This is a genomic window from Cedecea neteri, from assembly GCF_000757825.1.
In the GTDB taxonomy this organism is placed as follows: Bacteria; Pseudomonadota; Gammaproteobacteria; order Enterobacterales; family Enterobacteriaceae; genus Cedecea; species Cedecea selenatireducens.
Genome location: NZ_CP009451.1, coordinates 138,486 through 150,373 on the forward strand (window position 1 = coordinate 138,486; position 11,888 = coordinate 150,373).

The window sequence follows — 11,888 nt, forward strand, 5'->3', positions numbered from 1 at the left end:
GGTTAAGTGCCAGTTTATTTATGGTTTAAATCATAAATAAATAAAATATTGCGCTTTATAGGAATATTCTGTTCGCCTATGATACCGGTAACATCGACGGTAGCGGCGGAAAGTGAGCGGCGCCATGAATGATAATTAACCCCTGGGGTGAGGCATGGATTGGTGGGTAGATTACTTCTCAGGCTATCTGTATGGCGTAAAAGTAATCGCGATTGGGTTGGCTATTTTGATGTTTATCAGTGGAATAGACGATCTGTTTATTGATGCTGTGTACTGGTTTCGTCGCGTCTGGCGCGCCTGTACCGTATACCGCCGTCACCCACATTTAGGTTACAAGGCGCTTTATCAGCCTGCGGAAAAGCCGCTTGCAATAATGGTGCCGGCCTGGAATGAAAACGGCGTAATAGGCAAAATGGTGAGTCTTGCGGCCGCCTCGATCGATTACGAAAACTATCATATTTTTATTGGCACCTATCCAAACGACCCGAATACCCAGCGCGACGTGGATGAGGTGTGTGCGCGTTATCCCAACGTGCATAAGGTGGTTTGCGCGCGCCCAGGCCCAACCAGCAAAGCTGACTGTCTGAATAACATCCTCGATGCTATTTTGCAGTTTGAACGCAGCGCCCGTTTTTCCTTCTCAGGCTTTATTCTGCACGATGCCGAAGACGTTATTTCACCGCTGGAGCTTCGGCTTTTCAACTATCTGGTTGGCCGTAAAGATCTGATTCAACTTCCTGTCTACCCGCTTGAGCGCGGCTGGACACACTTTACCAGCTTGAGCTATCTGGACGAGTTCTCCGAGCTGCACGGTAAAGATGTGCCGGTTCGTGAGGCGCTGGCGGGCCAGGTCCCCAGCGCAGGCGTGGGAACCTGTTTCAGCCGCAGGGCCGTGCTCGCGCTGCTGGCAGACGGGGACGGCATCGCCTTTGACGTGCAAAGCCTGACCGAGGAATACGACATCGGTTTTCGCCTGCGTCAAAAGGGCATGACCGAGATTTTCTGTCGCTTTCCGGTAGTGGACGGTGCAGAACTGTCCGGCAAACCGTTCGGCCAGCGTCGACGTACCTCTACCGTGCTTTCCGTGCGCAAATATTTTCCGGATACCTTTGGCGCGGCGGTACGGCAGAAGTCACGCTGGATAATCGGCATTGTTTTTCAGGGTTTCAAAACGCAACGCTGGAGTACGAGCCGGACGCTGAACTATTTCCTGTGGCGCGACAGAAAGGGCGGCATTGCCAACTTTCTTGCTTTTGGCGCCATGCTGGTAGCGATGCAACTCGGGGCGCTGTGGGTTTATCAGCATACCGTGGATGACGCCTGGCAGTTTATGTCGATATTCTGCTGCGACGAGTGGTTCACCGTGCTGCTGTGGGCCAACGTCTGCCTGTTAGCTAATCGCGTTGTGCAGAGGATTATTTTTGTCAGCGGGTATTACGGGCTGTGGCAGGGACTGATGTGCGTGCCGCGCCTGTTCTGGGGTTGTCTTATCAATTTTGCGGCTAACTGCCGGGCCATTCGGTTGGTGATTCAGCACGGCGATCCGCGCCGCGTGGCGTGGCATAAAACAACCCATGACTTCCCTCGCGTGGTCACCCGGAATGCAGCCCTGCGTCCGCTGGGCGAGATTCTGGTGGCGCGGGGAATGATTAGCCAGACGCAGCTTGATGAAGCCATCCAGCAGCGCATCCCAGGGCTAAAGCTCGGCGGCAGCCTGGTGAAGAGCGGCGTCATCAATACCCTGCAGCTTGCCGAGGCGCTGGCCGAACAGGCGGGAGTGCCGATGGTGCGCATGGACAGCCGTTGCCTCGATAAGCGACTTATTGCCGGGCTGCCTTCTGGGGTAGCCCGACACTACGCCGTGCTGCCGCTGCGCGAAGAGCCTGACAGGCTGGTGCTTGCTAGTGAGAGCCCTCTGGATCCCGTTTCACTGGCGGCGCTGGCGCGTAAGGCTGGACGGCCGGTGCGCTACGTTATCGTCCCGCGAGGTGAGGTTGTGGTTGGGCTCCGGCACTGGTACGGCGACCCGCAAAACAACGAGCAGTTTGCTTTGCTTTCCCGCGCGGCGGCGGCAGGAATGTTGACCCCGCAGCGGGCCGAAGCGCTGTGGCATGAATATGTTTCCGGGCAGATTCTGTTTGCTGAAGTGCTGATAACCGAAAGTTATCTGGATGACGCGGTGCTGAAAGCGGTGCTGCTGCGCCATGAGCGCAGTGAGATGCAGTTTGGAGAATTCCTGGTGCAGGAAGGCGTGGTCAGCCAGCGGGTGGTCGATCATGCACTGAAACAGCAAAAAAAGCTGCAGCCTTCGCTGAACAGGCTGATGCACAACGCCGGGCTGAGCAGTCTGCAGATCTCCAGCCTTATTGGAGAATTAACGTGAAGCTTCGCCTAAAAACGCTGTGCTTAGCCTTTAGCCTGCTTATCGTTGGCTATGCACAGGCCGTAACCGAAGGGTCAAGAGAAGATCTCGGGTTAAGCGATTACCGCTACTTTAAGGTTTATCCGCACATCACGCGGGCGCAAAAAGCGCTTTCCTCCAATAATGAACAGCGGGCTATTCACAGTTTTCAGCATGCCCACGAGCTGGCTCCGGAGAGCATCCGCCTGACGCTCTGGCTTGCCGGGGCCTATCGACATTTTCGACACGACGACAAAGCGATTGCGCTGCTGAGCCAGCAGCTTCGTCAAACGCCGGGCAATGTGCCGATTCGTCAGGCGCTCGACGCTATCCCACGGCCGGCTAAAAAAATAACCAGCCGAAAGGAGCTTGTTGCGCTTCATGAGGAATGCGGCGCTTCCCCGTCGGTCGTCTGCCGGGCTGAAGTAGGAGAGTATGCCGTCAGGCTGGGGGAGCTGGATATCGCGCTGATGCAGCTGAATGACGAAGCGTTTCGCGTATCGGCCGAAGGGCAGATGTTGATCAATGATTTGACCCAGAGCGCTATCGCTTTGCAGAAGTGGCACATGGCCGATCGCGGCTTTGCCCTCCACGATCGGCTGGTAACGTTGGGCGAGGAGCAGTACCAGCAGTGGTTCGCTATTTTGCTACACCTTGAGCGCGACCGTCGCATTCTTGATCTGCAGCAGCAGGGCGTGATGAATACGCCAGGTATGCAGCTGGCCTACGCCCAGTCTCTGGCTGAAAGAAAAAAATATCCCGCACTGAAGGCTTATCTGGCCAGCCATCATCCTCAGTTCACCGCCGACAGTGAAAAGCATAACTGGCGATATTTAATGGTCACCTGGGGTGGTATGAAAGCGGCAGAGCATTATTCTGGAGGGTGGCAGAAGTAACCAGCATAATAAAAATGGCCCTTTATTAAGGGCCGTCTGGTTATTTATTTCTTGAAGACTTCAATATTGACATTTTTATGATTAGATTCGTCACCCGTGGCGGCGACAATCACATAAAAGCAGTCGGCAGGCTTCACGTTGGACTCTTCGCATTTTTGATTTACCTCTTTAGATAAATCCTTATGCCCGACGGTCGGCGTGCCGTCCTGAGTCAGGGAAAGATCGCCAATTTTGGTATAACCAGGTGATTGTTCATGAGTAATTTGTTTTGCCGCAAAAACAGGTGACGAAACTAACAGCGTTAAAGCCAGGGCAGGTAGCAGATATTTCATCTTGGTCATCCTCTGAATGTTTCATTGAAATAGTTAACTGTTTTTCCTCATTAACGCATTAAAGAATTAGCACAGTTTTAAGGAAAATCAACTTCGTCACCTTTTACGGATCAATCAAAACTGGAGAGGGTAAGCCTGTTTTATCCTCTCCGCTTATTGGCTCAGTAAATTAAGATTTAAATCCTGCGGCGGTCATCAGCAGGCGGAACCCCATGCCTACGGCCGCCAGGGCTAATACGCTGGCGCTCCATAAAATAACCAACCACATCACTCTTTTAGCCGCCTGTTTCATCAATGGTAGCCCTCGCCATGCTGCACCTTCCCGCGAAACACGTAGTAGCTCCAGAAGGTGTAAACCAGGATTATCGGAATAATAAACAGCGCCCCAACCAGCATAAAGCCCTGGCTTTGCGGCGGCGCGGCGGCCTGCCACAGCGTGATGCCGGGCGGGATAATGTTTGGCCAGATGCTGATGCCCAGCCCGCTAAAGCCCAGGAAAATCAGCCCCAGCGTCAGCACAAACGGCGTGGCGTGAAGGCTGTTCGCCGTGCGGACGCTGCGCCAAAGCCACAGGCTGCACAGCACTACCAGCAGCGGTACGGGCAACAGGAACAGCAGGTTTGGCAGGCTGAACCAGCGTTCGGCAATGTTCGGGTGGCGCAGCGGCGTCCAGACGCTAATCACCGCTATCACCACCAAAAGTGCCAGCAGCAACGCTGGGGTGAGGGCCCGCATCCTTTTCTGCAGCGGATCTTCGCTTTTCATCACCAGCCAGGTAGCGCCCAGCAGGGCGTAGGCAATCACCAGCCCCAGGCCGCAGAACAGGTTGAACGGCGTCAACCAGTCGAGTTGGCTGCCGGAAAACTGGCGACCGGTCACTGAGAAACCAGAAATGACCGCGCCAACGGCAATGCCCTGGCAGAACGTGGCCAGAATCGAGCCGCCCAGAAAAGCTTTATCCCAGAAAGGACGATGCGCGGGCGTGGCTTTGAAGCGGAATTCAAATGCCACGCCGCGAAAAATCAGCCCGATCAGCATCAGCGTCAGGGGGATCGTGAGCGCGTCGACGATCACCGCGTAAGCCAGCGGGAAAGCGCCAAACAGCCCGGCACCGCCCAGCACCAGCCAGGTTTCGTTCCCGTCCCAGACCGGGGCTACGCTGTTGACCATCACGTCGCGGTCCTCCCCGCTGCGGATAAACGGAAACAGGATGCCAATGCCCAGATCAAAACCGTCCATCACGATATACATCAGGGTGGCGAAGACGATAATCACAAACCAAATAACGGATAAATCGATGCCCATTAGCGCGGCTCCTCAAGCGATTCGGTGACCGCAGAAAGCGGGCGGGACGGGGTTCCTTCGGCGGGATGGTCGTCAAACGGCTGCGGGCCTTTTTTGATAAGCCTGACCATGTAGCCGTAGCCGACGCCGAACACCGACATATACACCACGAAAAAGGCGGCAAGGCTGATGCTCATTTGCAGCGTGCCGTGCGCAGAAACGGCGTCTTTGGTGCGCAGCAGGCCGTAGACCACCCACGGCTGGCGGCCCACCTCCGTCGTTATCCATCCGGCGAGAATGGCAATCAGCCCCGACGGCCCCATCCACAGCGCAAAATGCAGGAACGGGCGGCTGTCGAACAGTCGATCACGGTAGCGCAGCCACAGGCTGGCGACGCCGAGCAGGATCATTAGCATCCCTAATCCAGCCATCACGCGGAACGACCAAAAAACAATCGGCGAATTAGGGCGGTCCTCTTTCGGAAACTCTTTTAGCGCAGGGACCTGTTTATCCAGGCTGTGGGTGAGGATAAGGCTGCCCAGTGCCGGGATTTCCAGGCCAAAGCGGGTGCGTTCCTGCTCCATGTCCGGCAGGCCAAACAGCAGCAGCGGCGTCGGCTCACCGGGGCGATTTTCCCAGTGCCCTTCAATGGCGGCAATTTTGGCCGGCTGATGCTTCAGCGTGTTCAGGCCGTGCATGTCGCCGATCATCGCCTGGATTGGGGCGACGATAACCGCCATCCACAGCGCCATTGAAAACATGGTGCGAATGGCCGGCGTACTGTTGCCACGAAGCAGATGCCAGGCGGCAGATGCCCCGACGAAGAAGGCGCTGCTGAGAAACGCCGCGACCGACATATGCAGCAGGCGATAGGGGAAGGAAGGATTAAACACCACCGCCAGCCAGTCCACCGGCACCACCTGGCCGTTGTGGATCTCAAAGCCCTGTGGGGTTTGCATCCAGCTGTTGGAGGCGAGGATCCAGAAGGTGGAAATAATAGTGCCCAGCGCCACCATGCAGGTGGCAAAAAAGTGCAGGCCTGGGCCAACACGGCTCCAGCCGAACAGCATCACGCCAAGGAAACCGGCCTCAAGGAAGAAGGCCGTCAGCACTTCGTAGGTCAGCAGCGGGCCGGTGATGCTGCCGGCAAACTGGGAAAACCCACTCCAGTTAGTGCCGAACTGGTAGGCCATGACCAGCCCGGAGACCACGCCCATGCCAAAGTTGACGGCAAAAATCTTCGACCAGAAGTGATAAAGCGAGCGGTAAACCGGGTTTTTGGACTTTAACCAGAGCCCCTCAAGTACCGCGAGGTAGCTGGCAAGCCCGATAGTGATGGCGGGAAAAATAATGTGGAAGGAGACAGTGAAAGCAAACTGAATCCTCGCCAGGTGAAAAGCGTCTAAACCGAACATGCAGAACTCCGCATAGCAAATTATTCGGCTCGATTGTAGGCCGCGCCACGTCTGGGGTGTAGAAACAGACTGGCAGGAAAAAGGGATAACAGTTGGCCTGAGGGGCTTTATGTGTCTGGCATAGCGCAGCTAAGAGTGGGGCTATTTCTATTTTGTAGGACTATGGGCAGCACTTTACAAACGTAGGTTGAGTTGTCCGGGATGTCAGTCAGTACCAGGGACATCGCGCCAATGTTGACATGATGACCAATTTTAACCCCACCAAGAATGCAAACGCCTGCACCTATAACAGCATGGTGGCCAATGTTTGCCACGGCTTTAGATAGGCCATCTTTTACACCAATGGTCACATTTTGGTGAATTACCGCATGGTCGCCAATGACCGCCCGTCCAGAAATGACTACGCCAGTTAGATGCATGAAGGTCGGTTTAATACCAATACTGGCAGTCAGCCCAATGTCCGAGGCGTATTTCATCTGCAGTGCCCAGCCTATTTTTTTCGCCGTTTTCCTTTGGCGTTTGCTGCCAACCAGCGTCATCTGGTTGGCTAAGCGCCACCACAGGAGAAAGTGCCTGTCGCGGCATTTGTGGGCGATGTGCAGGCGAAAAGGGTTAATTCTACCGTTGGAGGAGATTTCCGCCCGCCAGAATGCTTTCAGTTGACCGCTCTTTTTTGAAAGAAGAAAAAAAATGATATGTAAGAGTTTCACTAAATAATTACGGCATGTTGTAAGAACATAATATGTCTATGGTAATTGATTTTATGCGTGGAATTCATGTGTTTTATGAGTAACAGGTGAGTTCTGTCACTAAATGCGCCAGCGAAGAAATCAACGCTATCGCTGAGATAACGATGATCTAACACTATGAATTGACGAAAAACATAAGCCAGCACTTTGAAAAGATAACCGTTTTCCCGAGAACCAACCTTAAACGCACTGGTCTATATCGTGAGCGTTCTTTTCCGGAGAAAACGATGTTGTCACCCAGGTTTAGCGTATTTTTACTGGTCGGCCTTAGCCTGGCGTCTCAGGCATCCGCCGAGGATCTGCTTTCTCCCGCAAAAAGAGAGATTGCTATGCAACTTGTTTCCAGCGCGGAAAACTCCTCGCTCGACTGGCGAAAACAGTATGCCTATATAGAGGATATCGACGACGATCGCGGTTATACCGCCGGACTTATCGGGTTTACCTCCGCTAACGGAGATATGCTGGACGTTGTGGCACGCTATACGTCGATGCGGGCGGGAAACCCGCTCTCTGATTATCTGCCCGCACTGAAAGCACTCGCGGCAGAAGGCGATAGCGCCCATACCGGGCTTGACCCTGATTTTGTGGATGCCTGGAAACAGGCTGCACAAGATCCCGCGTTTAGAGCGTCGCAGGATCAGATCCTCACTGAACAGTATTTGAAGCCTGCGGTTGAGCAAGCGAAAAAAGATGGGCTGAGCACGCTGGGGCAATTTATTTACTACGATGCGCTGGTCATGCATGGGCCGGGTAGCCAGCGAGTGACGTTTGGCGGCATTCGTGCGGCGGCCAATGCAGTCGCCAAAACGCCCGCACAGGGCGGCAGTGAGAAAGCCTGGCTGAATGCGTTTTTAGATGCGCGAGTGAAGATCATGCGGGAAGAAAAGGCTCACGAAGAGACGTCGCGGGTTGAGCTTGAGCAGCGCCGTTTTCTCAAGGAAGGTCACTACAGCCTGTCGCCACCTCTGCGCTGGCGAACCAATGATGAAGATTTTGTCATCGAGCGCTAACGGTAGAAAACCCGCAGCTTCAGGCTACGGGTCTTACGGTTTAAGCTTCCAGCAGCACCATTAACCTTTCCTGCACGCTGGTGCAGCCTGCCAGTACCAGATTACCTTTCAACAGGCCGCCGTCGGCGAGAAATGCGTTGCTGGTGCCGCCGGCTTCGGTTATCAGCAGCAGCCCGGCCAGCGCATCCCAGCTGTTCATATGTTCTTCGTAGTAGGCGTGAACCTGGCCCGCGGCAACGTGCGCCAGCATCAATGCGCCCGCGCCGAAACGGCGGTACTCCATGCCGTCATTGAGCACATCTTCGATGGTGCGGGCATAAAGAGGAACCGGCGCACGGCTTGAGCGGCCCAGGCCAATGACCACGCTTTCCGGAGACGGATCGTGAAGCTTTAACGGCCTGTTATTAAGAAAGGCTCCCGCACCGTGCCGGGCAAAAAAGAACTCATCGCGGTCGGGCGCATAAATAATCCCCAGCTCAATCACGCTTTGCCTGACGTAAGCGAGGGAAATGCACCAATAGTCCATGCCAAGAATAAAGTTAGTGGTGCCGTCAACCGGGTCAAGCACCCAGACGCCGCGCTCACCCTCAACAAGGCCGCTTTCTTCACCGAGGAAACCGTCCTGCGGGCAATGGACCTTCAGCCAGCTTTTAATCTCTTGTTCAACCAGAACGTCCGCCTGTGAGACGAAATCCTGACGACCTTTTTTCTCAACTTTCAAACCTGCATCGCGCAGCGCCTGGGCGCGGGCGCCGGCTTCGCGGATTAACGTGCATAACGCCTGCTGCTGTTGTTCTGTCATGTTTTGCTCTTAGGTAAGGGAAAGCGACGTGTGCCGATGGATCAAATCAACCTTCACCCAACTGGTGCGTGAAGGTTGCGAAGGGGTGCGAGCGCGCTCCAGCAGATGCATCAGCGCCAGGCGTGAGATCTCTGCCACGTCCTGATTAAGGGTGGTGAGGCGGTAGCTGTACTGCGCCGTCTGCGGCGTATTGTCGAAGCCAATAAGCTGGAAATCCTGCGGGGCGTTTTTGCCGCGCTGGCGCATGCCGTCGAGAAAGCCACAGGCTAGCTGGGCATTGGCGCAGAAAATGCCCTGTGGGATCTGTTCGAGTTCAGCCGCTGCCTGCCAGCCACCTTCGTAACCTTCTTCAGAGGAAAGCAGCGTCACGAGGCTTTTATCGACGTCTACACCGCGTTCGCTCAGGGCGAGAAGGAAAGCCTCGCCGCGCATTCTACCGGCCCAGGTCGACTGGTTATTGTTGAGCCAGCCAAAGCGCCGGCAGCCGCTGTTGACCAGCTGTTCGGCGGCGAGCACCGCGCCCGCGGCGTTATCGGAGCAAACATAATCCACGCCGGGAATATCCGGCTGGCGGTTGATGCCGACCACCGGGATCTGCTGCTGGACGCATTCGTTCACCAGCGATTCGGGCGGTTTGCCTGAGGTGACAATCACGCCGGAGACGCGAAACTGGGTGAAATGGCGCAGCGTTTTCGCCAGCTCCTGCTCCGAGCGGATTTCGGTCACCAGCGCCTGGAAACCGTTACGCTGAATTTCGCCGAGCAGGCCGTCCAGCAGGCTGCTGCGAAACGGATCGTGGATGCGCGAGACGATAACGCCAATCAGATGGCTGCGTCGGCGGTTAAGCCCCTGAGCAAGAAAATTGACCTGATAGCCAAGCTCTTCGGCTACCTGTAGCACCCGCTCGCGGGTAGCCGGAGAGATGCTGCCGTTATTACTTAGCGCTCGGGAAACCACAGCGCGAGACACGCCCGCACGGCGGGCAACGTCTTCGGCGGTGACGCTCTGTTTATGCATCGGCGAACTCAAGGCAAAAAATCCTCAGTGTAAAAACGCTGCTGATGGAAGTCATACTGCAGGCCGTCATGGCTGACGAACAGTCCGGCATAGGGACGGCAGGCCAGCTTCAGCGCGGGTAAAATCGCATCGTTGCAGTGATACAACCCCAGAGACGGCAGCGCCAGTGATTTAAACAGCTTCAGGCAGCCGGGAAAATCACCGTGGGAGGCATCATCGGCAAGTTCAGACAGCGAGGCGCACTCCTGAAAAGCCAGATCGGCTCCGGCCATCAGCGCGATTGAGCTTTCGGTGGGCCTGCCGTCGCCGCTGTAGAACAGGCCGTGTTCACGGATATCAATGCGCACGGCAAGATTGGCCATTTCATGGCGGGTTGGGGCGGTGCGAATGTGCCAGTTCTGCCAGCGGAAATCTGCTTCGCTGTCTCGCCATTCTATCGGGAAACAGAGCGTTGCATCAGGCCAGTTGGCGAGCAGCGCCAGCTGCATCAGCACCTGTCGCTGTTCCGGCTGGCTGTAAATCACCAGCGGCTTTTGGCGGGCAAAACTTTTCCAGTGATTAAGCAGGGCGGTTAAGCCGGTGCAGTGATCCGGGTGCACATGGGTAAAAAACAGCACGTCGATATCATTGATGTTGCCGCCGCGCTGCCATAGTGCGCGAGGCACGGTTGGGCCACAGTCGATAAGCCACTGCCGGTTCTCGTCGTCAATCACCCGCAGTGCGGAAGTATTTTGCCAGCGGGAGAAGGCGCTGCCGCAGCCAAGCACGTCGATTTTCATTATCCCTCGCTAAAAATTTTTCGCGGTTAATTAAAGTGTCACAAAGACAGGCCACAGTAGGCGCACATCATCTCTGACTAGCGTTTCATTTTTTTTACAGCGAAATGAACACGTGTTCATTCAGGGCAAAAAAGACGTAAACAGACATTTCGGATACCGTTATGAGCTACCTGCAAATGGCGCACCTTAAAATTAATTATGGCGATAAGGTGGTGCTGAAAGATATTAATCTGGCCGTGAATAAAGGCGAGATGATTGCTTTACTTGGCCCGTCCGGCTGTGGAAAGACGACATTATTAAACGCTTTGTGTGGGTTTATTCCCGTCAAAGAGGGCCGCATTGTTGTCGCCGGAAATGAAATAACCCAAAGCCCACCGGAACAGCGCAATATCACCATGGTCTTTCAAAGCTACGCGCTGTGGCCGCATTTAACGGTAGAGCAAAATATTGGCTACGGCTTAAAGCTGCGTAAGTGGCGACGGGACGCTATTCAGGCCAGGGTGCTCGAGCTATTGCAGATGGTGAATCTTAACGGCCTTGCCACAGCGAAAATCACCGAGCTTTCCGGCGGGCAGCGGCAGCGTGTGGCGCTGGCACGGGCGTTAGCGATTGAGCCGGACGTGCTGGTGCTGGATGAGCCGCTGTCCAACCTTGACGCAAAGGTGCGGTTAAATGTCCGCCATGAAATCAAGCAGCTACAGAAAAAGCTCGGCTTTACCTCGGTGATTGTGACCCACGACCAGCAGGAAGCATTGGTCATGGCTGACCGCATCGTGGTGCTGAATAACGGGCAAATAGAACAAACGGGGACCCCGGAAGAAATTTATCAGCAGCCTGCCACGCCTTTTGTCGCCGACTTTATGGGCGCCGATAACCATATTACGGCAGAAGAAATGACAGTCCTGGGGTTATCTTCGTTAAAAAATGATAACCAACAGGTTATTTATTTCAGAAGTTCAGACGCTGCACTCTCATCTTTAAATAAAGAGGCGCCAGAAAGTGGATTAACGCTGGAAGGCGTAGTTGAGCAAAATGCCTTTATTGGCCACAACTACCGTTACGCAATTCGCTGCCGGGAGCGCCTTTTCCATGCTGATTCTACCGATAATTTACCGCTGAATTCTGCGGTCAGGCTGCACGTGCCCGAGTCCGCTCTACATATTTTTAATTCGTCCCATACGGCTTGAACCATTCTATTTCTCT

At 54.8% G+C, this 11,888-nt stretch carries 12 protein-coding genes; 4 read left to right on the forward strand and 8 right to left on the reverse strand.

Annotated features, from left to right (window positions below):
* Positions 1 to 154: 154 nt before the first annotated feature.
* Complete coding sequence (locus JT31_RS00560) at positions 155 to 2,383, forward strand: glycosyl transferase family protein (protein ID WP_038472139.1); 2,229 nt, start codon at positions 155 to 157, stop codon at positions 2,381 to 2,383.
* Positions 2,380 to 3,297, forward strand: coding sequence for a tetratricopeptide repeat protein (locus JT31_RS00565; protein WP_235212907.1), 918 nt, complete (start codon positions 2,380 to 2,382; stop codon positions 3,295 to 3,297). The genes JT31_RS00560 and JT31_RS00565 overlap by 4 nt, the downstream gene beginning before the upstream one ends.
* Positions 3,298 to 3,341: 44 nt before the next feature.
* Here the strand turns inward: JT31_RS00565 and JT31_RS00570 are convergent, their stop codons facing one another.
* From JT31_RS00570 to JT31_RS22855, 5 genes are all read right to left on the reverse strand, one after another.
* Positions 3,342 to 3,629 (reverse strand): hypothetical protein, encoded by a 288-nt coding sequence (locus JT31_RS00570; RefSeq protein WP_038472141.1) that lies wholly within the window; start codon positions 3,627 to 3,629, stop codon positions 3,342 to 3,344.
* A gap of 169 nt (positions 3,630 to 3,798) precedes the next feature.
* Positions 3,799 to 3,921, reverse strand: a complete 123-nt coding sequence (locus JT31_RS22850) for a DUF2474 domain-containing protein (RefSeq protein WP_071842911.1) — start codon at positions 3,919 to 3,921, stop codon at positions 3,799 to 3,801.
* On the reverse strand, positions 3,921 to 4,934 hold the full coding sequence (gene cydB / locus JT31_RS00575) for a cytochrome d ubiquinol oxidase subunit II (RefSeq protein ID WP_038472143.1): 1,014 nt from the start codon (positions 4,932 to 4,934) through the stop codon (positions 3,921 to 3,923). Before cydB ends, JT31_RS22850 begins: the two co-directional genes overlap by 1 nt.
* A complete protein-coding gene (locus tag JT31_RS00580) occupies positions 4,934 to 6,328 on the reverse strand; it encodes a cytochrome ubiquinol oxidase subunit I (protein ID WP_038472145.1) in 1,395 nt (464 codons plus the stop codon). Before JT31_RS00580 ends, cydB begins: the two co-directional genes overlap by 1 nt.
* A gap of 107 nt (positions 6,329 to 6,435) precedes the next feature.
* Positions 6,436 to 7,038 carry a hypothetical protein gene (locus JT31_RS22855; protein ID WP_071842912.1) on the reverse strand — a complete coding sequence of 201 codons (603 nt, stop codon included), beginning with the start codon at positions 7,036 to 7,038 and terminating at the stop codon, positions 6,436 to 6,438.
* 266 nt (positions 7,039 to 7,304) lie between these two features.
* On the opposite strand from JT31_RS22855, the gene JT31_RS00590 reads away from it, so the two are divergent.
* Positions 7,305 to 8,087 carry a chitosanase gene (locus tag JT31_RS00590; protein ID WP_038472147.1) on the forward strand — a complete coding sequence of 261 codons (783 nt, stop codon included), beginning with the start codon at positions 7,305 to 7,307 and terminating at the stop codon, positions 8,085 to 8,087.
* Between the two features lie 40 nt (positions 8,088 to 8,127).
* Here the strand turns inward: JT31_RS00590 and JT31_RS00595 are convergent, their stop codons facing one another.
* The 3 genes from JT31_RS00595 to JT31_RS00605 are packed head-to-tail and all read right to left on the reverse strand — an operon-like array spanning position 8,128 to position 10,685.
* On the reverse strand, positions 8,128 to 8,889 hold the full coding sequence (locus tag JT31_RS00595; protein WP_038472149.1) for an inositol monophosphatase family protein: 762 nt from the start codon (positions 8,887 to 8,889) through the stop codon (positions 8,128 to 8,130).
* 9 nt (positions 8,890 to 8,898) lie between these two features.
* Positions 8,899 to 9,906: a LacI family DNA-binding transcriptional regulator gene (locus JT31_RS00600; RefSeq protein WP_038472151.1), complete on the reverse strand. Its 1,008-nt coding sequence runs from the start codon at positions 9,904 to 9,906 to the stop codon at positions 8,899 to 8,901.
* 8 nt (positions 9,907 to 9,914) lie between these two features.
* Positions 9,915 to 10,685 carry an MBL fold metallo-hydrolase gene (locus tag JT31_RS00605; protein ID WP_038472153.1) on the reverse strand — a complete coding sequence of 257 codons (771 nt, stop codon included), beginning with the start codon at positions 10,683 to 10,685 and terminating at the stop codon, positions 9,915 to 9,917.
* Positions 10,686 to 10,846: 161 nt separating this feature from the next.
* Between JT31_RS00605 and JT31_RS00610 the strand changes: the two genes are divergently transcribed.
* The gene (locus tag JT31_RS00610; RefSeq protein ID WP_038472155.1) at positions 10,847 to 11,872 is read left to right on the forward strand and encodes an ABC transporter ATP-binding protein; all 1,026 of its coding nucleotides are present in this window, start codon (positions 10,847 to 10,849) and stop codon (positions 11,870 to 11,872) included.
* Positions 11,873 to 11,888: the final 16 nt, after the last annotated feature.